A 21,225-nucleotide genomic window follows, 5' to 3' on the forward strand; every position below is an offset into this window, starting at 1 on the left:
GCCGCTGCCGCCGGAACTCCTGAACGACGAAGGCGGCGCGTCGGCCCTCGAACGGGGGAGGGCCCGGCCTAGCGTGGACTGACGATCGAGCGAGACGCACCGAGGACCACACCCATGACGCAGATGACCGTGCTGGACACCCGACCTGACGACGAGCTGGAGCGGCTGCCCATCGGGCCGACCGGCCGGCCGGCCCACGAGTTCCCGGTGCCCGCGCCGCTCGCGCAGCACGGCCCGGCCCGGATCGTCGCGCTCTGCAACCAGAAGGGCGGCGTGGGCAAGACCACCACGACCGTGAACCTCGGCGCGGCGCTCGCCGCGTACGGCCGGCGCGTGCTGCTGATCGACTTCGACCCGCAGGGGGCCCTGTCGGCGAACTTCAAGGTGCAGACGGAGGACGTCCCGACGATCTACGAGCTGCTGCTCGGATCCTCCCGCACCGACCCCAGGATCGCGATCCAGCACACGCAGATCGAGGGCCTCGACATCATCCCGGCGAACATCGACCTGTCCGCAGCCGAGGTGCACCTCGTGAACGAGGTCGCGCGCGAGCAGAGCCTCGCCCGGGTGCTCCGGCACGTCGTCGACGACTACGACGTCGTGCTCATCGACTGCCAGCCGTCGCTCGGCCTCCTGACTGTGAACGCGCTCACCGCCGCGCACGGCGTCGTGATCCCGCTCGCGTGCGAGTACTTCGCCCTCCGCGGCGTCGCGCTGCTCGTCGAGACCATCGAGAAGGTCCGCGACCGGCTCAACCCGGCGATCGCGCTCGACGGCATCGTCGGGACGATGTACGACCCGCGCACGCTGCACTCCCGCGAGGTCCTCGATCGCGTCGTGGAGGCGTTCGACGAGGACGTGCTCGAGACCGTCATCAGCCGCACGGTGAAGTTCCCCGACGCCTCCGTCGCCCGCGAGCCGATCCTCGAGTACGCGCCCGAGCACCGGGCCGCCGAGGCCTATCTGCAGCTCGCGAGAGAGCTGGTGGTCCGGGGTGCCTTCGCCTGAGCAGGACGCGGAGCACGCCGCACCCGGCTTCCGGGTGCGCGTCGGCGGGTTCGACGGCCCGTTCGACCTGCTGCTCGACCTGATCGGCAGACGCGAGCTGGACGTCACCGAGCTCGCGCTGTCCATCGTCACGGACGAGTTCCTGGCCCACCTCGAGCAGCTCGGGGACGACGTCGACCTCGACCAGACGAGCGGCTTCCTCGTCGTCGGTGCGACGCTGCTCGACGCCAAGATCGCCGGGCTGCTGCCCGCCGGCGAGGTCGTCGACGCCGAGGCGGTCGCGATGCTCGAGGCCCGCGACCTGCTGTTCGCCCGGCTGCTGCAGTACCGGGCCTTCAAGGAGGCGACCGCCTGGTTCGCGGACGCTCTCGCGCTCGAGGAGGCGCGGCACGCGCACCGCGGGTCGGTGCACGAGCAGCAGCGGCCGCCGGCTCCGCCTCCCGAGCTCCCGGTCGACCTGACCGCCTTCGCGATGCTCGCGGCGGCCGCGCTCGCCCCGCGTCCCGTGCCGACCGTGGGGACGGACCATCTGCACGGCTCGACGGTCGGGCTCCGCGAGCAGGCCGCCGAGGTGGTGAGCCTCCTGCGCCGCGGTTCGGCGCTGTCCTTCCTCGACCTCACCGGACCGGATGCGGCCCGGGCGGTGATCGTCGCGCGGTTCCTCGCCGTGCTCGAGCTGCACCGGCTGGGCGCGATCGCGTTCGAGCAGCTCGACCCGCTCGGTGCGCTCGTCGTGCGCTGGACCGCGCAAGACTGGGACGACACGATGCTCGCGCGTCTCGGAGGAGGGTTCGATGACTGAGTCGCCCGCGCCGACCCGCCGCACCCCGCAGGAGCCGGTCGCGCTGCTGCTGTCCGGTCTGCTCGGTGCGCCCGTCGACGACGAGGAGCTCGCCCACGCGTTCGCCTCCCGCGACGAGGGCGCCGAGAAGCAGGAGGCGGAGGCGCAGGAGCCGGAGGAGGCGGCGCCCGGCGTGCCCCGGTCGTCCGCGCTCGACGAGCTCGACGCGGCGATCGAGGCGCTCCTCGTGGTCGCGGACCGTCCCCTCGACCTGCTCACGATCGCGAGCGCGGTCGACCGCCCGGTCGCGGTCGTCCGCCAGGCGGTCGAGCGCCTCCGCGCGGACTACGACGGGCACAGCGGCGGGCGCCGCCGCGGCTTCGAGCTCCGGGAGCTCGCGGTCGGGTACCGCCTGTACGCGCGACCCGCGCACGACACGACCGTGCGCCACCTGCTCGAGATCGAGACGGCCGGACGGCTGAGCCAGGCGGCGCTCGAGACGCTCGCGGTGGTCGCCTACCGGCAGCCGGTCACCCGCGGGCAGATCGCGGCGATCCGCGCGGTCTCGGTCGACTCCGTGCTGAAAACGCTCGTGACCCGCGGCCTCGTCGCCGAGGTCGGCCGCTCGGAGGAGACGGGGGCGGTGCTCTACGGCACGACGGACGACCTGCTCGTCGCGCTCGGCATCCGGTCCCTCGCGGAGCTGCCGCCCCTCGCTCCGCTGCTCGAGGGCGTCGAGGGCGCGTACGCCGATGCCCGCTGACCCGCGCACGGACGGCCCTTCGACGGGCGCAGGAGGGCCCGAGCGGCTGCAGAAGGTCCTCGCGGCCGCCGGCGTCGCCTCCCGCCGCGCCTCCGAGGAGCTGATGGCTGCGGGCCGGGTCGCGGTGAACGGCCGCATCGTCACCGAGCCGGGCACACGCGTGGACCCCACGATCGACGAGGTCGCGGTCGACGGCGTGGCGGTGCAGGTCGATCCCGGGCGCCGCACCGTGCTGCTCCACAAGCCGACCGGTGTCGTCTCGACGATGCACGACGAGCGCGGGCGGCCCGACCTCAGCCGCTTCACCGCCCGCTTCGAGGAACGGCTGTTCAACGTCGGCCGGCTCGACACCGACACGTCCGGCCTCCTGCTGCTCACGAACGACGGCGACCTCGCGCACGTGCTCGCCCACCCGTCGTTCGGCGTGACGAAGACCTACATCGCCCTCGTGTCCGGCGCGGTCCGACCGCAGACGCTCGCGCGGCTGCGGAACGGCATCGAGCTGGAGGACGGCCCGATCGCGGCCGACCGCGTGCGGGTCGTGCCGAACGGCGCCGCCTCCGGCGCCACGCTCGTCGAGCTCACCCTGCATTCCGGGCGCAACCGCATCGTCCGGCGGATGCTCGACGCGGTGGGGCACCCCGTCCGCGAGCTCGTGCGGCGGGAATTCGGTCCGCTGAAGCTCGGCGACCTGCCGGTGGGCGGCACGCGGGACCTCACCGCCGCGGAGTTCGGTGCGCTCGCGGCCCTCGCGAGGCGGGATCGGCCGGGCCGGTAAGGTTGGGGCCCGTGTCCGCCCGCACCACGGGGCAGGTCCGGGTCGTCGGCACCGGGCTGCTCGGCACGAGCATCGGGCTCGGCCTCACGTCCCTCGACGTCGACGTCGTCCTCGACGACGTCTCGCCGTCGACCCTGGCGCTCGCGGTGGACTACGGCGCGGGCCGCCCGGCGACGGACGACGACGCGCCTGCGCTCGTCGTGGTCGCGGTGCCGCCGGACGTCGTCGCGGGTGTCGTCGCAGCGGAGCTGACGCGCCATCCGCAGGCGATCGTCACGGATGTCGCGAGCGTGAAGGCCGGTCCGCTGGCCGCGCTCGAGGCGGCGGGCGCCGCGACCGAGCGCTACATCGGCTCGCACCCCATGGCCGGCCGGGAACGCGGCGGCCCGATCGCCGCCCGCGCCGACCTCTTCCTCGGGCGCCCGTGGGTGATCGCGCCCCACGCCGGCTCCGTGCCGGAGCAGGCCGCGGTGCTCGAGGCGCTCGCGCTCGACCTCGGGGCGACGCCGGTCCGCCTCCCGGCCGACCGGCACGACGACGCGGTCGCCGTCGTGTCCCACGCGCCGCAGCTCGTCGCGAGCCTGCTCGCCGCCCGCCTGATCGACGCACCCGACCGCGCCACCGAGCTCGCGGGGCAGGGGCTGCGCGACACGACGCGCATTGCGGCGAGCGATCCGGCCCTCTGGGTGCAGATCCTGAGCGCCAACGCGGCGCGGATCCTGCCGGTGCTCTCCGACCTCCGAGACGACCTCGACGCGGTGCTGGAGGCGCTCGCCGATCCCGCCGCCCGCGGCGCCCAGCGGGCGCTCGCCGACGTGCTCGCCGCCGGGAACGACGGCGTCGCCCGCATCCCCGGCAAGCACGGCGTCGACCTCAAGACGACGACGTTGACCGTGCTCGTCGACGACCGGCCGGGTCAGATCGCGCGCCTGCTCACCGAGATCGGCGAGCTCGGCGTGAACCTCGAGGATCTGCGGCTCGAGCACTCGCCCGGCGCTCCGATCGGCATCGTGGAGCTCGCGGTCGCCCCGGAGGTGGCCGGAGGGCTGGAGGCGGACCTGGTGACGCGCGGATGGCGGATCGCATGACGGAGGGAGCGCACGTGGGCGTGATCGTGGCGGTCGACGGGCCGGCAGGCAGCGGCAAGTCGAGCGTCTCGCGCGCCGCGGCGGCCGCCCGCGGCTTCGCGTTCCTCGACACCGGGGCCGCGTACCGGGCGCTCGCCTGGCGGGTGCTCGAGCGCGGCGCCGATCCGGAGGACGCTGCCGCGGTCGAGCGCGCGCTCGACGGCTTCCGCGTCGAGTCCGCGGAGGATCCGGGCGAGCGCTGGGTGCGGGTCGACGGCGTCGATGTGACCGAGGAGATCCGGACCCCGCGCGTGACCGCGGCGGTGAGCGGCATCGCCCGCGTCGCCGCGGTGCGCCGGACGCTGAACGAGGGCTTCCGGGCCCGCCTCGCCGCTGCGGAGCCGGGGATCGTCGCCGAGGGCCGCGACATCACGACCGTCGTCGCGCCGCACGCGGACGTGCGCGTGCTGCTCACCGCGAGCCCGGAGGTGCGCGCCTCCCGCCGGGCCAAGGAGCTGCCGGACGAGAGCCACCACGAGGTGGCGAGGTCGATCGCCGAACGCGACGCCAGGGACTCCCGGGTCGTGGACTTCCTCGAGGCCGCCGACGGCGTCACCACCCTCGACTCGACGGACCTGGACTTCGAGGGGACCGTCGCCGCACTCGTCGCCCTCGTCCGCCAGGTCGGATTGGAGCCGGTCGCATGACCGATGCCGATGACCGCTACGACACCCCCGACGACCTCGTCGAACGCCTGGGTGCGATCGACGAGACCGCGGCGGAGCAGCGCGCGGAGACGCTGCGCGCCGGCCTCGAGGAGTACGAGCTCGACGACGAGGACCGCCTCCTCCTCGAGACCGGGGAGATCGAGGACGCCGAGCTCGGCGCGGGTGCCGCACTGCCGGTGCTGGCCATCGTGGGGCGCCCGAACGTCGGCAAGTCGGCGCTCGTGAACCGCATCCTCGGGCGCCGCGCCGCGGTGGTCGAGGACGTGCCCGGGGTCACCCGCGACCGCGTCACCTACCGGGGCGAGTGGGAGGGGCGGGCGTTCACGCTCGTCGACACGGGCGGCTGGGAGCCGGACGCGGCCGGGCTCGACGCGGCGGTGGCCGCGCAGGCGGAGATCGCGGTCGACCTCGCGGACGCCGTGCTGTTCGTCGTCGACGCGGTCGTGGGTGCGACGAGCACCGACGAGCAGGTCGTCCGCATGCTCCGCGCCGCCAAGAAGCCGGTGCGCCTCGTCGCGAACAAGGTCGACGGGGACCGGCAGGAGGCGTACACCGGCGAGCTCTGGGGCCTCGGCCTCGGCGAGCCGTGGGCGGTCTCGGCGCTGCACGGCCGCGGCGTCGCCGACCTCCTCGACGAGGTCATGCGGATGCTGCCGAGCGAGTCGGGGGTCGCGAAGCCGGAGGCGGGCGGTCCGCGGCGGGTCGCGCTCCTCGGCAGGCCGAACGTGGGCAAGTCGAGCCTGCTGAACAAGTCGGCCCGCGCGGAGCGCGTGGTCGTCTCCGACACCGCCGGCACGACCAGGGACCCGGTCGACGAGCAGATCGAGATCGCCGGGACGGTGTGGCGGTTCGTCGACACCGCGGGCATCCGCCGTCGCACGCACCTGTCGCAAGGTGCGGATTTCTACGCCTCCCTCCGCACGCAGGCGGCCCTCGAGCGGGCCGAGGTCGCGGTGGTGCTGTTCGATGTGACCGCGCCGATCAGCGAGGCGGACATCCGCATCGTGGACATGGTGCTCGAGTCGGGGCGCGCGCTCGTGCTCGCGTTCAACAAGTGGGACCTGCTCGACGACGACCGGCGCCGCTACCTGGAGCGGGAGATCGAGCAGGAGCTGGCGCACGTGGCCTGGGCGCCGCGCGTGAACATCTCGGCGCGCACGGGGCGGCACCTGGAGAAGCTCGTGCCCGCGCTGGAGGCCGCGCTGGACGGCTGGGACACGCGGATCCCCACCGGCAAGTTCAACGCGTTCATCGCGGAGCTGACGGCCGCGCACCCGCACCCGGTGCGTGGCGGCAAGCAGCCGCGCATCCTGTTCGGCACGCAGGCGGCGAGCCGGCCGCCCACCTTCGTGCTCTTCACCACGGGCTTCCTCGACCCGGGGTACCGGCGCTTCGTGCAGCGGCGCCTCCGGGAGGTCTACGGCTTCGTGGGCACCCCGATCGTCGTCAACATGCGCGTTCGGGAGCGGCGAAGCCGCTCCTGACTTTGCTCACGCTTCTGGACGCCGCAGCGGCGCTTCGGCGTCCAGAAGCGTGAGCAAAGTGGGGTTCAGCTGCGGGGGAGGCGCACCTCGATCAGCTCCCCGTTGATCCGCGTCTCGAAGCGGACCGCCGGCGCGGTCGCCGGACCGTGCACGACCTCGCCGGTGGCGACCTCGAACACGCTCCCGAGACTCGAGGTGATGGTCGCGCCGCGGTGCCCCGGGTCGTCGATGCGGCCGTCGGAGAGCGGCTCGCCGAGGTGCGTCGAGACGTCGGCGAGGACGTCGACACGGCTGCCGCGGCGCAGCACGAACAGCGGCTCGCCTGCGACCTCGATCCGGACCGGTGCCTCCTCCGGGAGGTCGTCGAGCACGCCGAGCTCGTGCCAGCCGGTCGGGAACCGCTGGACCACCGCGTCGGCGTGGTTGGCACCGACGGCCTGCCGGTACCCGAGGTGGCCCCCCAGGTAGCCGCCGAAGCCGACGAGCCCGAAGCCGGCGAGGGCCAGCACCTTCCCGAAGCCGTCGTGCCCGGCCCGCCTGGCGAGCCATGAGGCCGTGTACAGCACCCACGCCGACTCGTTCGCGGCCGCGTGCACGACGCCGACGCGCTGCTGCTGCCGTCGGCTGCGCGCCCAGTCGGCCCAGCCGGCGGCGATCGCGGGCGCCGCCGCGAGCACGCCCACGCCGATCAGGGTCCGGGAGGCGCGGGAGGCGCCCGGTACGACGTCGAGCACCGCGGCGCCGATCCAGGATCCCGCGGGCACGAGGACCAGCGCGGGGTGCATCGGATGCCCCGCGGGCACACCGTGCAGGAGGTCCTCGAGCGCGCGCGGCTTCAGCACCGCGTCGACGACGCGGTGGACCTCCCGGACCACCGGATCGAGGACGGCCGCGTCCTCGAGCTTCGCGATCGGTCGCAGGATGCGCAGCTCACGCATGTCGTCTCCGTCCCCGCCGTGTCCCGACGTCTCCTCCCCAGCGCACCGCCGCGCACCCCGCGGGCGCAACCCGACGGCCGTGCTCGCAGCGACTCCGCAGCGGACGCGCGGACGGGACCCAGACCCCGCGGGTCAGCCGAGGAGGTCCGCGAGGGCCGCGTCGATCTCGTGCGTCGCCGTCAGCGATCCCGGGAGGGGCGTGCCGTAGAAGCCGTGGATGAGGCCCTCGTAGGTGCGGTGCCACACGGGGACGCCCGCCGCGACGAGCGCGGCGGCGTAGGCGACGCCCTCGTCGCGCAACGGGTCGAACTCCGCCGTCGCGATCACGGCGGGCGCGACGCCTGCGAGGTCGGGCGTGCGCAGCGGGGCGATGCGCGGGTCCTCGACGAGGGTGCGGGCCGCGGCCGAATCGGGCTGCACGCCCGTGTACTGCTCGAAGAACCAGTCCATGTCGCGGGCGGTGAGGAAGTACCCCTCCGCGTTCTCGCCCCGGGAGGCGTAGTCGCCGCCCGGGTCGACCGTGGGGTAGGCGAGCAGCTGCGCGGCCAGGGGGATCCCCGCGTCACGCGCGTGGATCGCCGTCACGGCGGCGAGGTTCGCGCCCGCGCTGTCGCCGCCGACGACGAGGCGCGCCGGGTCCCCGCCGAACTCGCCGATCCGGCCGGCGACGGTCGCGAAGACGGACCAGGCGTCCTCCACCCCGCCGGGGAAGGGGCGTTCCGGCGCGAGACCGTAGTCGACGCTGACGACGACGGCGCCGACGTCCGTCGCGAGGAACCGCACGGCGAGGTCGTGCGTGTCGAGGTCCCCGATGACGAAGCCGCCGCCGTGGAGGTAGACGATCGTCGGGGCGGGCGTGGACACCTGCGGCCGGTACACGCGGCACCGCACGCCGCCGATCGTCTCGTCCCGGATCTCGCCGATGCGGGGCAGCGTCGCGGGGTCGCGGCGGTCGACGCCGGAGATGCCGCGCAGGACCGCGCGCGCGGTGGGCACGTCGGAGTCGGCGGGGCCGGGAAGGCCGCGTCGCTGCAGCTCCTGCAGCATCATGGCGGTGTCGGGGTCGAGCGGCATGGGTCGGTCCTTCGCGTGGTGGGAGATCGTCAGTAGCGGTAGAAGCCCTCGCCGGACTCGACGCCCAGCTTCCCCTGATCGAGGTAGTGCTCCTTGAGGTATGCGGCCCAGACGGCCGAGCGCGGATCGGCGGAGGCGATCGCGTATGCGGTGCGGAGCCCGACGACGTCGTAGATCTGGAACGGGCCCGCCGGTGCGCCGGTGGCCTTCCGCCACGTCAGGTCGATGGTCTCCGGGTCGGCGACGCCCTTCACGAGCAGCTCGGCCGCGGCACCGAGGAAGGGGATCAGGAGGGAGTTCAGCACGTAGCCCGGCTGCTCCTTGTGCAGCCGGATCGCGATCATCCCGATCGCCTCGGCGAACGTCTGCACCCGGTCGGCGACCGCCGGGCCGGTCTCCTGCGTGCCCATCACCTCGGCGGTGTTGTTGATCCAGACGTGGTTCGCGAAGTGGAGGGCGAGGAAGCGGTCGGGGCGCCCGGTCGCGTCCGCGATGGCGCTCGGCAGCAGGCTCGACGAGTTGGTGGCGAAGACCGTGGTGGCTGGGGCGGCCGCGCCGACCCGCGCCCAGACCTCGCGCTTCAGCTCGAGCCGCTCCGGCACCGCCTCGATCACGAGGTCCGCCTCGTGAACCGCATCCGCGAGGTCGCTGGACAGCCGGATGCGGCCAGGGGCCGAGCGGTACGCCTCCGGGTCGGCGACCTGCGCCGCCGCGGCCGTGGAGAAGGCGGCGAGACGCCCGCGTCCCGCCTCGAGGGCGGCCTCGTCGATGTCGTACGCGGTGACCTCGGGGCCGTGCGCGGCGACCTGGAGCGCGATCTGCGACCCGAGCACCCCCAGGCCGAGGACGGTGACGCGGGCGAACGGGGATGCGGGCACGGGGGCTCCTTCGGTCACGGGCGGGCTCCGGCGTGCTCGAACCGCAGCGCGCGGCGCCGCGGGTCGAACCGGAAGAGGGCGAGGTCCCGCAGGTAGTTCTGGTGCACCTTCCACGGCGACCGGTGCCCCTGGCGCGGCAGGAGGTGCAGGCCGCGGCGGATGTACCCGGCGGCGAGATCGATCACCGGAGCGGTCGGGCCGTCGGTCGTGGGCACCTCCGGGACCACGACGGGCGTGCCGCGTCGGCGCATGCGCTGCAGCAGGTCGACCACCGCGTTCGAGACGAGATCGGCTCGCAGCGTCCAGGAGGAGTTGGTGTACCCGATCGTGTACGCGAGGTTCGGGACCCCGGTGAGCATGAAGCCCTTGTAGGCGATCGTGGCGCCGGGGTCGACGACGCGGCCGTCGACGTCGATCCGCATCCCGCCGAGGACGAGCACGTTGAGGCCGGTGGCGGTGACGAGCACGTCCGCGTCGACCCGGCCGCCGGACTCGAGTCGCACCCCGTTCGCGTCGACCCGGTCGATGCGGTCGGTGACGACGTCCGCGTCCCCGGCGGAGATCGCCCGGAACAGGTCGCCTCCCGGTACCGCGCACAGGCGCTGGTCCCAGGGGTCGTACCGCGGCGCGAAGTGCGTGTCGACGTCGAAGGACGCGGGCAGCTTCTCCTTTGCGGCGCGGCGGAGGACCGCCTTCATGGCCGCGGGCCGGCGGCGGGCGTACTGGTAGAGGACGATCCCGCCGAGGATGTGCTTCGTCCGCACGACCCGGTAGGCGAGGCCCGCAGGCAGTCGGCCCTTCAGGCGCATCGCGAGCCGGTCGCGGGACGGGACCGCCGCCACGTAGGTCGGCGAGCGCTGCAGCATCACCGCGTGGGCGCCGCGCTTCGCGAGCGCCGGCACCAGTGTCACGGCCGTCGCGCCGCTGCCGATGACGACGAACCGCTTGCCGGCGGGGTCCAGGTCGGCCGGCCAGTGCTGGGGATGCACCACGGGGCCCGCGAAGTCGCTGAGCCCGGGGATGTCGGGGGAGTACCCCTCGTCGTACCGGTAGTAGCCCGTGCAGCCGAACAGGAAGGAGCACGTGATGGTGGTCGTGGTGCCGGCCTCGCCCTCCTGCCATTCACCGGTCGCGTCGGGGGCGCGGTGCAGCACCGTCAGCTCCCAGACCGCGGCGTCCGAGTGCCAGGAGGCCGCGACGACCCGCTGCCGGAACCGGATGCGCTCCCGCACACCGGTCTCCTCCGCCGTGCGGCGGACGTACTCGCGGATGTCGTCGCCGTCCGCGATCGCCTTCTCGCCCGGCCAGGGGCGGGCCGCGTAGCCGAGGGTGTACATGTCCGAGTCCGAGCGCACGCCCGGGTACCGGAACAGGTCCCAGGTGCCGCCGATGTCGTCCCGCGACTCCAGGACCGCGAAGGTGCGGTCCGGCACACGGCGCTGCAGCGTCGCCGCGGCGCCGACGCCCGACAGCCCCGCGCCCACGATCACCACGTCCAGGTGCTCCGTCATCATCGACCTCCCCGCCTCGGACGACTCTACTGACACGATGTCGAAGAAGTCGACACGGTGTCAGTAAGCTCCCGGCATGAGTACCCCGTCGCGGAGCCGACGTGCGGCGCGCCTCTCGGGGGACGAGCGGCAGCGCGCGATCGTCGAGGCGTTCGAGGACCTGCTGCAGCGCAAGCCGCTCGCGGACATCGCCGTCGACGAGATCGCCGCGGGGGCCGCGATCTCCCGCAGCGCCTTCTACTTCTACTTCCCGTCCAAGCAGGCGGTGCTGCTCGACCTGCTCGACCGTATGGTGGCCGAGGTGGACGCCCGCCTCGCCGAGGTCGGCGTACCCGGCGACGACCCCGCCGCGTGGTGGCGGGGGTCGATCGGGGTCTTCGTCGCCGTGTTCGGCGCGCACCGCGCCGTCTCCGTCACCCTGGCGGAGGCGCGGGCGACGATCCCGGAGCTGCGCGACGAGTGGGCAAGGCGGTCGTCGCGCTGGGTCGACCTGACCGCCTCCACCATCGTCGCCGAGCGGCGTCGGGGGCGAGCCCGGGAGGTCGTCGATCCGCACGCGACGAGCGTGGTGCTGAACGCGATGAACGAGCGCGTGCTCGTCGCCTCCTTCGGCGGCGAGCAGCCAGCGCTCGCCCCGGACGAGGTGCTCGACGTGCTCACCGACGTGTGGGTCACGACGATCTACGGCACGCCGACGCCGTAGGGATGCGGGTGGCGCTGCGGCGGGTCAGGCGGGGGCCGGGGCCTGCTCCTCCGAGTAGATGCGGGTGAGCTCGCGCTTCAGGACCTTGCCGGAGGGGCCGAGCGGCAGCTCGTCGACCAGGTGCACGACACGGGGGAACTTGTACGCCGCGATCCGCGCCTTCACGAACTCGCGCAGCTCGTCCTCCGTCGCGTGCGCGCCCTCCCGGAGCACGACTGCGGCCTCGACCTCCTGCCCGTGCTTCGCATGCGGGGTGCCGAAGACCGCGGCGGCCTGCACCGCCTCGTGGCGCATCATCACGCCCTCGACCTCCGTCGGGTACACGTTGTAGCCGTTGCGCAGGATCATGTCCTTCTTGCGGTCGACGATCGTCAGGTAGTCGTCCTCGCCCATCGTCGCCAGGTCGCCGGTGCGGAACCAGCCGTCGACGACCGCCGCGCGATTCGCCTCCGGCTTGCCGAGGTAGCCCTTGAAGAGGTCGTGGCCGCGCACGACCAGCTCACCGAGCTCGCCCCGCGGCAGCTCCACGATCCGGTCGTCGACGTCCGCATCCGCGATGACGACGTCGACGCCCCAGATCGGCACGCCGATCGTGCCTGGCCGGATCGGGCGCCCGACCGGGTTGAACGAGACGACGGGCGACGTCTCCGTCAGGCCGTACCCCTCGTAGACCGTCGCGCCGAAGGTGTCGGTGAACTCCTCGAGGACCGCGAGCGGCAGGGGCGCTCCGCCCGACACGGCGTACCGGAGCTGCGGCTTCGGCGCCCCCGCCCTGGCGCCCGCGAGCAGCCCGACGTACATGGTGGGAACGGCGGTGAACACCGTCGCGCCGTGCTCCGCCATCGCGGTGAGCGCGGCTGCGGGCTCGAACTTCGGCAGCATGATGATCGTCGCCCCGCGCCGGAACGCGGTGTTCAGCACGCAGGTCTGGCCGAAGGTGTGGAACAGCGGCAGACCGCCGAACACGACGTCGTCGTGCTGCATGTCGAACGAGTCGATCAGGGACACGTTCACCTGCTCCACGAGGGAGAAGTGCGAGCCGACGGCGCCCTTCGGCGTCCCGGTCGTGCCGCTCGTGTACAGGAGCGTCGCCGGCTCGAGCGGGTTCATCGCCTCCTGCCGCACGATCGGCTCCGCCTCGGCCATCAGCGCCTCGAGCCGCGGGATCGGCGCCAGGTCCTTCGCCGCCTCCGGGAGGAGCACGGAGACGGCGTCGACACCGGTCTCCATCGCGGCGGGCAGCGCCTCGCCGAGGCTCGTGGCCCCGATCACGACGAGCTTCGCGCCGCTGTCGCGGAGCACGTGCGCGATCTCCTCCTTCTTGAACAGGAGGTGGATCGGCACGGCGACCGCGCCGACCGCGAGGATCGCGTAGTAGACCCTGGGGAAGTCCGGCACGTTCGGCACGAGCATCGCGACGCGGTCGCCGCGCCCGATCCCGCGCGCCCGCAGCACGCCGCCGATCCGCTTCGCGTCCTCCCACAGCTCCCGGAAGGTCGCGCGCGACTGCGGCCCGGTCTGGCCGGCCCAGATGACCGCGGTCTTGTCCGGGTACCGGTGCGCGGCCTCGGCGAGGATCGTGGCGACGGACAGCGTCGCGTTGCCGGGGCCGTCGAGAACGTCGTCGTTCATTCGCTGCTTCTCCTTCGAAGTGACGGGAGCGAGGATGCTCCCGCTGCCTATGCGTCCGCTCCCAGCTCGGCGACGACGCGGTCGCGGATCGGGGACGGGACGGGGATGGGTCGCCGCGTCTCGCGGTCGACGAAGACGTGGACGAACGTGCCGGTGGCGAGGAGCTCCTCGTCCGACTCGCGGAAGATGCCGAGCCCCCACGAGACGCTCGTGGTGCCGACGCGGTCGGCGCGCAACCCGACGACGAGGGTGTCGGGGAACGCGCCGGAGGCGAAGTAGCGGCACGAGGACGCGATCACGACGGCGGGGTCGCCCTGCGCCTCCGTCATCCCGTACCCGGCCTGACCCAGGAGCCAGCTCGTCACCGTGGTGTCCATGGCGGCGTAGTAGATCGTGTTGTTCACGTGGCCGAACACGTCGTTGTCGTGCCAGCGCGTGGGGAACGGGCGACGCCACGGGTAGTCGGCGAGGGCCGGACGCTCGTCGCTCACCGCGCCGTCCTCGTGGCGGCGAGCACCAGCGCGAACGCGGCGGCGGCGCGGCCGGCGTCCGGGCGCTCACCCGCGATCAGGTCGGCGTACGCGTAGGACTCCGCGACGCGGACGAGCACGGTCGCGAGATCGTGCGGGGGAAGCGGGGTGGTCATGCGCCCCGCGGCGATCTCCTCCTCCAGCAGCCGCTCGACGATCGCGACGAAGCGCCGGTGCACGGGAGCGGCAGCGCCCGTCAGGATGCGGAGCGCCCGCGACGGCTCGCGCGTGATCCAGCCGCGGAAGTAGTCGGCCGTGATCAGGTCGCGCACGAAGCGCGTCAGCGCCCCTTCGACGCGGTCGGCGCCCTGCTCGTGCGTCGCGGCGTCGGCCGCGTCGAACGTCGGCACGGCGAGGCTCCAGAGGATCTCGGCGAGGAGCGCGTCCCGGTTCCCCACCCAGCGGAACAGCGAGGTGCGGTCGACGCCGAGCTCCGCCGCGAGCGCGGACATGTCGATGCGGTCGCCCGCGATGAACCGGTGCCGCGCGGCGCGGAAGGCGCGCTCCGCGTCCTCGTGGGTGCCCAGCCGCTCGGACAGCGGGCTCGGCACCAGCGTCGCGCCGAGGCTGCCCAGCCCGGTGGCGCGCGGAGGAGCGGCGAGCGCGGTCATGCGGGCAGGTTACCGTGCAACGTTTCGAAAAGTGATGCGTAGACTCCCGGGCGGGCCCGACCGAGGGAGTTGAGGGGTGCGATGACGATCACCGATGCGGCGCAGACCGACCGGGACGAGCCGACGCTCGACCACCTGGTCGCCGACTTCTACCGCTACCAGGACTTCCTCACACCGGACGAGCAGCGGCACGCGGCCGCGTTCCGCGCCGTGTTCGAGGAGCGGGTGCGGCCGATCGCCGACGAGTACTGGGCCCGCGCGGAGTTCCCGAAGCAGGTCATCCCGTGGCTCGCGGACCTCGGCGCGCTCGGCCCGTTCGTGCCGGAGGTGCGGAAGTTCCCGAACACGGCCGTGTTCCGCGGCTGGATGGCGCTCGAGATGGGACGTGTCGACGCGTCCGTCGCGACGTTCGTCGGGGTGCAGTCGGGTCTCGCGATGGGCTCGATCCACGTCGGCGGCTCGCCGGAGCAGCAGGCCGAGCTCCTGCCGAGGATGGCGCGCGGCGAGCTGCTCGGCGCCTTCGGCCTGACCGAGCCGTACTCCGGCTCCGACTCCGCACGGGGGCTGCGCACGACGGCGCGGCGCGACGGCGACGCCTGGGTGCTGAACGGCGCCAAGCGCTGGATCGGCAACGCGACGTTCAGCGACTTCGTCGTGATCTACGCGAAGGACGAGGCCGACGGCCAGGTCAAGGGCTTCCTCGTCGACACGGATCTGCCCGGGTTCCGGGCGGACAAGATCGAGGACAAGATCGCCCTCCGGAGCGTGCAGAACGCGGACATCACCCTGTCGGACGTCCGCGTGCAGGAGGAGCGGCGCCTGCCCGGCATCCGCTCGTTCCGCGACGTCGCGACCGTGCTGCGGCTCACGCGCTGCGAGGTCGCGTGGCAGGCGGTCGGCGTCGCGGTCGGCGCGTGGGAGGCGGCGCTCGCCTACGCGAAGGAGCGCGAGCAGTTCGGGCAGCCCATCGCGAGCCACCAGCTCATCCAGGACCTGCTCGTGAAGGGCCTCGGCAACATCACCGCCTCGATCGGGATGTGCCTCCGCGCCTCCCAGATGCAGGACGAGGGCAGCCAGAAGGACGAGCACTCCGCGCTCGCGAAGGCGTTCGCGACCGCCCGCATGCGGGAGACGGTCGCCTACGCCCGGGAGATCCTCGGCGGGAACGGCATCGTGCTCGACAAGGGTGTCGCCCGGTTCTTCGCGGACGCGGAGGCGCTCTACTCCTACGAGGGAACGCGCGAGATGAACACCCTGATCGTGGGCCGCTCGATCACGGGCATGAACGCGTTCGTCTGACGAAGGAGCTCAGCAATGACCGAAGCAGTCATCGTCGCGGCGAAGCGGTCGCCGATCGGCCGGGCGAACAAGGGCTCGCTCGTCGGGTTCCGGCCCGACGACCTGGCCGCCCGCATCGTGCAGGAGGCGCTCGCCGCCGTCCCCGAGCTCGACCCGGCGCGCATCGACGACCTCATCCTCGGCTGCGGCCTGCCAGGCGGCGAGCAGGGCATGAACATGGCGCGGATCGTCGCCGTCCTGCTCGGCTACGACTTCATGCCGGGCACGACGGTCAACCGGTACTGCTCCTCGAGCCTCCAGTCCACCCGGATGGCGTTCCACGCGATCAAGGCGGGGGAGGGGCACGCGTTCGTGTCCGCCGGGGTCGAGTCCGTCACGCACTTCACGAACGGCAGCGCCGACTTCATCCCGGGGCGCGACCCGCACGAGATCCTCAACCCGCTGTTCGCGGACGCGGAGCAGCGCACGCGACGCCGGGCTGAGGACGGCGGCGCCTGGCACGACCCGCGCGAGGACGGCCTGCTCCCGGACGCCTACATCGCGATGGGGCAGACGGCCGAGAACGTCGCCGGCCTGAAGGGGGTGAGCCGGCAGCGTCAGGACGAGTACGCGGCGCTCAGCCAGAACCGGGCCGAGGCCGCGATCGCGGACGGCGTCTTCGCGCGCGAGATCACGCCGGTGACCACGCCGGACGGGCGCACGGTGTCCGCGGACGACGGCCCACGGCCCGGCGTGACCGTCGAGACGCTCGCGACCCTGCAGCCGGTGTTCCGGAAGGACGGCACCGTCACCGCCGGCAACGCCTGCCCGCTGAACGACGGGGCTGCGGCGCTCGTCGTGGTGTCCGACGTGCTCGCCGACCAGCTCGGGCTGACCCCGCTCGCCAGGATCGTCGCGACCGGCGTGAGCGCGCTGTCGCCGGAGATCATGGGCCTCGGCCCCGTGGAGGCGAGCCGGCGGGCCCTCGCGAACGCCGGGATGACCATGGCCGACATCGACCTCGTGGAGATCAACGAGGCGTTCGCGGCGCAGGTGATCCCCTCCGCGGACGAGCTCGGGGTGGAGTGGGACCGCCTGAACGTGCACGGCGGCGCGATCGCGCTCGGGCACCCCTTCGGGATGACCGGCGCCCGGATCACCACCACCCTCCTGAACGCCCTGCGGACGAAGGACCGGACGTTCGGGCTCGAGACGATGTGCGTCGGCGGCGGTCAGGGCATGGCCATGGTGATCGAGCGCCTCAGCTGACCTCCGTTCATTTTGAAGGGGTTTCTGCCGCCCGGAGGGCCGCAGAAACCCCTTCAAAATGCACTCAGGGCTCGGCCGGGACGAAGACCGTGAGCGTCTCGGCGACGAGCGCCGGCTTGTCCCCGCCCTCGATCTCGAGCGTCACCGCGGTGTGGGCCCGCACCCCGGTCGGGATGCGCTCCGCGCCCGCGAGGGTCGCGCGCGCCCTGACTCGGGATCCCGCCCGCACGGGCGACACGAACCGCACGCGGTCCGAGCCCGCGTTGATCACGAGCGCGGTGCCGTCCACCTGGAGCAGGTCGAACATGAAGGGCGCCAGGAGGGACAGGGAGAGGTAGCCGTGCGCGATCGTCCCGCCGAACGGGCCGTCCGCCGCGCGCGCCGGGTCGACGTGGATCCACTGGTGATCGTCGGTCGCATCCGCGAACCGGTCGATCCGCTCCTGGTCGATCGTGAGCCACTCGCTCGTGCCGAGGTCGGCACCCCCCCCCACGAGGAGCGCCTCCGGGGACTCGAACCTCATGCCTTCGGCCCTCCCGCCACATAGAGCACCTGTCCGGACACGAACGACGCGGCGTCGGAGGTGAAGAACGCGGCCGCCTCCGCGACGTCCTCCGGTCGTCCGACGCGGCCGACCGGGATCTCCTTCGCGGCGCCCGCGAGGAAGTCGTCGAAGGACACCTTCATCCGCTCCGCGGTCTGCCGCAGCATGTCCGTGGCGATGAAGCCGGGCGCGATCGCGTTCGCGGTCACGTGGTAACGGCCGAGCTCGATCGCCAGCGTCTTCGTGAAGCCCTGCAGCCCCGCCTTGACCGCCGCGTAGTTCGCCTGCCCGCGGTTGCCGAGCGCGCTCGTCGAGGACAGCGAGACGATGCGCCCCCACTCCTCCGTGACCTGGTGCCGCTGCACCGCGCGACTCATGAGGAAGGCGCCGCGCAGGTGCACGGCGACGACCGCGTCCCAGTCGGCGTCCGTCATCTTGAAGATCAGGTTGTCCCGGAGGATGCCCGCGTTGTTCACGAGGAAGGTCGGCGCCCCGAGCTCCTCGGCGACGCGCGCGACGGCCGCCTCGACGTCGTCGGTGCGGGAGACGTCCGCGCCGATCCCCACCGCTTCGCCTCCGGAGGCCCGGATCGCCTCGACCGTGTCGGCCGTCGCCGACTCCTCGAGGTCGATGACCGCCACCGCCCGGTCCTGCGCCGCGAGGCGCTTCGCGATCGCCGCGCCGATGCCGCGCGCACCTCCGGTCACGATCGCGACCCGTCGTCCGCTCATGTGTGCTCCTCCCTGGTTCAGAACGTGATCAGCTGCCGGAGCGCGCCGCCGCCGGCGAGTGCTTCCATGGCGCGGTTGTTGTCGCCGCGGGCGACCCGCCCGCTGACGAGGCGCTCGACGGGCAGCCTGCCGTCGAGCCACAGGTCGGCGTACGCGGGCACGTCCCTCGCGGGTACGGAGGAGCCGAGGTAGCTCCCGACGACGGTGCGCGCCTCGCTCGTCACCGTCAGCGGCGGGATGCTCGACCGTGCGTCCGCGCGCGGCAGCCCGACGGTCACGGTCGTGCCGCCCGCCGCGGTGAGCGCGAAGGCGGTCTCGAACGCAGCCGGGTGACCGGCGGCCTCCACGACGACGGGCGCGCGGACCCCGCGTTCGGCCGCCTGCTCCGGCGTCCACGCCTCGTCGGCGCCGCACGCGCGGGCGTGCGCGAGCTTGCTCTCGACGGCGTCGACGGCGATCACCGGGTGCCCGGTCGCCCTGGCGACGAGCAGCGCGGCGGTGCCGACGCCGCCGAGCCCGACGATCGCGACGGGCTCGCCGTCCCGCACGCCGGAGGCGTTCAGGACGGCCCCGCCTCCGGTCAGCACGGCGCAGCCGAGCAGCGCGGCGACCTCCGGCGGCACCGTGGACGGCACCTTCACGACCGAGCGGCGGTCGACCACCGCGTGGTCCGCGAACGCCGACGCACCGAGGTGATGCGCGATCGGCTCGCCCCGCCGGGACAGCCGCGTGCCGCCGCCGAGCAGCTCGCCCCGGCCGTTCGCCGCGCTCCCGCGCTCGCAGGGGAGGCGCCCGTCCGTCGCGCACGCCGCGCAGTCGCCGCAGCGGGGGAGGAACGTGAGCACGACCCTGTCGCCCTCACGGACGTCCCGCACCTCGGCGCCCGCGCGTTCGACGACGCCCGCCGCCTCATGGCCGAGCAGCATGGGCGTCGGGCGCGGACGGTTGCCGTCGACCACGGAGAGGTCCGAATGGCAGATCCCCGCCGCCTCGATGCGCACGAGCAGCTCGGTGGGGCCCGGCTCGGCGAGGTCGAGCTCGTCGACGGTCAGCGGGAGGCTCTCCGCGAACGGGCCGGGGCGCCCCGACTCCTCGAGCACAGCACCGGTGATCCGCACATCGCCGAGCCTACGCAACACATCTGAAGGATGTTGCAGCCGTGCCCTCAGCCGAGCTCGGCCAGACGCGGGACGAGCGTCTCGCCCAGTCGGGTCGCGAAGCCCGCCGGGTCGGGCGCGGCGGCGCGGACCCAGACCTGGTCGATGCCGATCGCGGCGTACTGCTCCATCCGGCCGAGGAACGCATCCACGTCATCCGGCTGCTCCGGCCCCTGCGTCGTGAGCGTCGCCTGGATCGTGGAGAAGTCGCGGCCCACGTCGTCGCAGTGCCCGCGCAGCACGTCGAGCTTCCGGGCGACCTCCTCCGGGCCCGAGTCGAACAGGTTGCAGGCGTCGCCGAACTCCGCGACCAGCCGCAGGGTCTTGCGCTCGCCGGACCCGCCGATCAGCACCGCGGGCCGGTGCAGTGGCTGCGGGTTGCAGATCGTCGCGCCCAGCCGGTAGTGCCGCCCCTCGTACGGGCCGTCGTCGTCGCTCCACATCTGCTTCGTGATCTCGAGCGCCTCCCGGAGGCGCTCGAAGCGCTCCTTCAGGCTCGGGTAGGGCACGCCGTATGCGGCGTGCTCCTCCTCGTACCAGGCGGCCCCGATCCCGAGGAACGCGCGGCCCTGCGACAGCACGTCGAGGGTCGCGACGATCTTGGCGAGCAGCGCCGGGTACCGGTACGTGACGCCGGTGACGAGCGTGCCGAGCTGGAGTCGCTCGGTCTTGCCGGCGAGATAGCCCAGGGTCGTGTACCCCTCGAGCATCGGCTCGGCCGAGCCGCCGAGCGGGATCATCTGGAACCAGTGGTCCATCACCGTCATGGCCGCGAAGCCGCCGTCGTCGGCCGCCTTCGCGGTGTCGGCGAGCGTCCTGGCGAGGCTGTCGGGCTGGCCGGGCATCGTGAAGTTCAGGAAGTGCAGCGCGAGCTTCATGAGCACACCTTGCGCCTCCTCGACTGAGCGTCCGGCCAAGCCGTCAGGAGGGGGCCTCAGTGCTCGGGCGGCGTGGTGGGTGTCTGCACATCCTCCGGGCCGAGGTTGCGATACGGGTAGAAGGTGCGGATGCGGACGAGCGTCCAGCCGGCAGCCGCCGTCCGCCGGTCGCCGAAGGAGCACGCGTCCTGCTCCTCGAGCGCCGTGTCGATGTCGACCCGTGGTGTCGGCCGGCGCTGGAAGTCGTACGCGTCGTCGGTGGAGACGATCCATCCCAGTCGATTCGCGCGATCGACGAGGCGCTGTCGCAACCGGTCGTTCGCCGGTGCGGTGAGCAGCTCGTCGTACCAGGGCTGCAGGTTGTCGGGGCCGCGGCCGGGGTCGCCTTGACCGCAGATGCGGTGGCCGCCGGCGCTCGTCACGACTGCCGCGAGGCGGTCGGCCGCATCGCGGGCGGGGTTCGGCGCCGCGGTTCGGGCTGCGGCGATCACGACGGCGCCCGTCGGTACGACGGCGGCGGTGAGCACGATCGCGAGACCGATCGCAGCCCAGCGCGGCACGCGCCCGCGGGTGCGCACGAGCGCTCGGCCGCTGGCGATCGCTGCGACGAGGGCCAGCGGCACCCCGAGCAGCGACAGCAGCAGCATGCCGGCGAAGTCACTGCGCCAGGCCTCGACCGCGATGACGGCGAGCAGCACGAGCGCGACGACGTCGAGGCCGATCGCGAGACGCCACGGCCGCGCCGGATGCGGACGCCCGTCGACCGGCTCGGGCGGCGGGGGGATCGACACGGGGGCATTCTCGTGAAGGGCGCGCGACGCGGGGGCTGCGACCCGGGAAGACCAGGGCTTGCCCCGTATGTACCCGAGTGGTTACATACGC

The 21,225-nt window shown here is 73.3% G+C and carries 22 protein-coding genes; 10 read left to right on the top strand and 12 right to left on the bottom strand.

The window, feature by feature from the left end; translation table 11 throughout:
* Positions 1–123 precede the first annotated feature (123 nt).
* From ACTHLI_RS02815 to der, 7 genes are read left to right on the top strand one after another with little or no spacing between them, the layout of a single operon-like run.
* Entirely contained in the window at positions 124–1,008 is an 885-nt protein-coding gene (locus ACTHLI_RS02815; RefSeq protein WP_440181372.1) for a ParA family protein, read from the top strand.
* The gene (locus tag ACTHLI_RS02820; RefSeq protein WP_440181333.1) at positions 995–1,810 is read left to right on the top strand and encodes a segregation and condensation protein A; all 816 of its coding nucleotides are present in this window, start codon (positions 995–997) and stop codon (positions 1,808–1,810) included. The genes ACTHLI_RS02815 and ACTHLI_RS02820 overlap by 14 nt, the downstream gene beginning before the upstream one ends.
* Entirely contained in the window at positions 1,803–2,552 is a 750-nt protein-coding gene (scpB, locus tag ACTHLI_RS02825; protein ID WP_440181334.1) for an SMC-Scp complex subunit ScpB, read from the top strand. The genes ACTHLI_RS02820 and scpB overlap by 8 nt, the downstream gene beginning before the upstream one ends.
* On the top strand, positions 2,542–3,330 hold the full coding sequence (locus tag ACTHLI_RS02830; RefSeq protein ID WP_440181335.1) for a pseudouridine synthase: 789 nt from the start codon (positions 2,542–2,544) through the stop codon (positions 3,328–3,330). Before scpB ends, ACTHLI_RS02830 begins: the two co-directional genes overlap by 11 nt.
* Before the next feature lie 2 nt (positions 3,331–3,332).
* Entirely contained in the window at positions 3,333–4,418 is a 1,086-nt protein-coding gene (locus ACTHLI_RS02835; RefSeq protein WP_440181337.1) for a prephenate dehydrogenase, read from the top strand.
* Positions 4,415–5,104, top strand: a complete 690-nt coding sequence (gene cmk, locus ACTHLI_RS02840) for a (d)CMP kinase (RefSeq protein WP_440181339.1) — start codon at positions 4,415–4,417, stop codon at positions 5,102–5,104. Before ACTHLI_RS02835 ends, cmk begins: the two co-directional genes overlap by 4 nt.
* Positions 5,101–6,609 carry a ribosome biogenesis GTPase Der gene (gene der, locus ACTHLI_RS02845; RefSeq protein ID WP_440181340.1) on the top strand — a complete coding sequence of 503 codons (1,509 nt, stop codon included), beginning with the start codon at positions 5,101–5,103 and terminating at the stop codon, positions 6,607–6,609. The genes cmk and der overlap by 4 nt, the downstream gene beginning before the upstream one ends.
* Before the next feature lie 65 nt (positions 6,610–6,674).
* Here the strand turns inward: der and ACTHLI_RS02850 are convergent, their stop codons facing one another.
* The 4 genes from ACTHLI_RS02850 to ACTHLI_RS02865 all read right to left on the bottom strand — a co-directional run bounded on the left by ACTHLI_RS02850 (position 6,675) and on the right by ACTHLI_RS02865 (position 11,010).
* A complete protein-coding gene (locus ACTHLI_RS02850; RefSeq protein WP_440181342.1) occupies positions 6,675–7,547 on the bottom strand; it encodes a DUF2231 domain-containing protein in 873 nt (290 codons plus the stop codon).
* A 132-nt stretch (positions 7,548–7,679) separates the two neighbouring features.
* The gene (locus ACTHLI_RS02855; protein ID WP_440181343.1) at positions 7,680–8,621 is read right to left on the bottom strand and encodes an alpha/beta hydrolase; all 942 of its coding nucleotides are present in this window, start codon (positions 8,619–8,621) and stop codon (positions 7,680–7,682) included.
* A gap of 29 nt (positions 8,622–8,650) precedes the next feature.
* Entirely contained in the window at positions 8,651–9,499 is an 849-nt protein-coding gene (locus ACTHLI_RS02860) for a 3-hydroxyacyl-CoA dehydrogenase (RefSeq protein WP_440181345.1), read from the bottom strand.
* A gap of 14 nt (positions 9,500–9,513) precedes the next feature.
* Positions 9,514–11,010 carry a flavin-containing monooxygenase gene (locus tag ACTHLI_RS02865; protein ID WP_440181347.1) on the bottom strand — a complete coding sequence of 499 codons (1,497 nt, stop codon included), beginning with the start codon at positions 11,008–11,010 and terminating at the stop codon, positions 9,514–9,516.
* A 76-nt stretch (positions 11,011–11,086) separates the two neighbouring features.
* Here ACTHLI_RS02865 and ACTHLI_RS02870 point away from each other — a divergent pair, with 76 nt between their 5' ends.
* Entirely contained in the window at positions 11,087–11,713 is a 627-nt protein-coding gene (locus ACTHLI_RS02870) for a TetR/AcrR family transcriptional regulator (protein WP_440181348.1), read from the top strand.
* Between the two features lie 24 nt (positions 11,714–11,737).
* Here ACTHLI_RS02870 and ACTHLI_RS02875 read toward each other — a convergent pair whose 3' ends face one another.
* Genes ACTHLI_RS02875 through ACTHLI_RS02885 form a run of 3 tightly spaced genes read right to left on the bottom strand, consistent with a single transcriptional unit; the run spans position 11,738 to position 14,486 of the window.
* On the bottom strand, positions 11,738–13,345 hold the full coding sequence (locus tag ACTHLI_RS02875; RefSeq protein ID WP_440181349.1) for a long-chain-fatty-acid--CoA ligase: 1,608 nt from the start codon (positions 13,343–13,345) through the stop codon (positions 11,738–11,740).
* A 47-nt stretch (positions 13,346–13,392) separates the two neighbouring features.
* Complete coding sequence (locus ACTHLI_RS02880) at positions 13,393–13,836, bottom strand: acyl-CoA thioesterase (protein WP_440181350.1); 444 nt, start codon at positions 13,834–13,836, stop codon at positions 13,393–13,395.
* Positions 13,833–14,486 carry a QsdR family transcriptional regulator gene (locus tag ACTHLI_RS02885; RefSeq protein ID WP_440181351.1) on the bottom strand — a complete coding sequence of 218 codons (654 nt, stop codon included), beginning with the start codon at positions 14,484–14,486 and terminating at the stop codon, positions 13,833–13,835. Before ACTHLI_RS02885 ends, ACTHLI_RS02880 begins: the two co-directional genes overlap by 4 nt.
* 81 nt (positions 14,487–14,567) lie before the next feature.
* On the opposite strand from ACTHLI_RS02885, the gene ACTHLI_RS02890 reads away from it, so the two are divergent.
* Together ACTHLI_RS02890 and ACTHLI_RS02895 are read left to right on the top strand one after the other, a co-directional pair.
* Positions 14,568–15,785, top strand: coding sequence for an acyl-CoA dehydrogenase family protein (locus ACTHLI_RS02890; protein WP_440181352.1), 1,218 nt, complete (start codon positions 14,568–14,570; stop codon positions 15,783–15,785).
* A gap of 15 nt (positions 15,786–15,800) precedes the next feature.
* Positions 15,801–17,033 carry an acetyl-CoA C-acetyltransferase gene (locus ACTHLI_RS02895; RefSeq protein WP_440181353.1) on the top strand — a complete coding sequence of 411 codons (1,233 nt, stop codon included), beginning with the start codon at positions 15,801–15,803 and terminating at the stop codon, positions 17,031–17,033.
* A 64-nt stretch (positions 17,034–17,097) separates the two neighbouring features.
* Here ACTHLI_RS02895 and ACTHLI_RS02900 read toward each other — a convergent pair whose 3' ends face one another.
* From ACTHLI_RS02900 to ACTHLI_RS02920, 5 genes are read right to left on the bottom strand one after another with little or no spacing between them, the layout of a single operon-like run.
* Entirely contained in the window at positions 17,098–17,556 is a 459-nt protein-coding gene (locus ACTHLI_RS02900; protein WP_440181354.1) for a MaoC family dehydratase, read from the bottom strand.
* Complete coding sequence (fabG, locus tag ACTHLI_RS02905) at positions 17,553–18,308, bottom strand: 3-oxoacyl-ACP reductase FabG (protein WP_440181356.1); 756 nt, start codon at positions 18,306–18,308, stop codon at positions 17,553–17,555. The genes ACTHLI_RS02900 and fabG overlap by 4 nt, the downstream gene beginning before the upstream one ends.
* A gap of 17 nt (positions 18,309–18,325) precedes the next feature.
* Positions 18,326–19,426 carry an alcohol dehydrogenase catalytic domain-containing protein gene (locus tag ACTHLI_RS02910; RefSeq protein ID WP_440181357.1) on the bottom strand — a complete coding sequence of 367 codons (1,101 nt, stop codon included), beginning with the start codon at positions 19,424–19,426 and terminating at the stop codon, positions 18,326–18,328.
* Between the two features lie 47 nt (positions 19,427–19,473).
* Positions 19,474–20,343, bottom strand: coding sequence for a TIGR03560 family F420-dependent LLM class oxidoreductase (locus ACTHLI_RS02915; RefSeq protein ID WP_440181359.1), 870 nt, complete (start codon positions 20,341–20,343; stop codon positions 19,474–19,476).
* A gap of 56 nt (positions 20,344–20,399) precedes the next feature.
* On the bottom strand, positions 20,400–21,134 hold the full coding sequence (locus ACTHLI_RS02920; protein ID WP_440181361.1) for a hypothetical protein: 735 nt from the start codon (positions 21,132–21,134) through the stop codon (positions 20,400–20,402).
* Positions 21,135–21,225: the final 91 nt, after the last annotated feature.

This window comes from Amnibacterium sp. (genome assembly GCF_051956055.1).
Lineage (GTDB): Bacteria > Actinomycetota > Actinomycetes > Actinomycetales > Microbacteriaceae > Amnibacterium.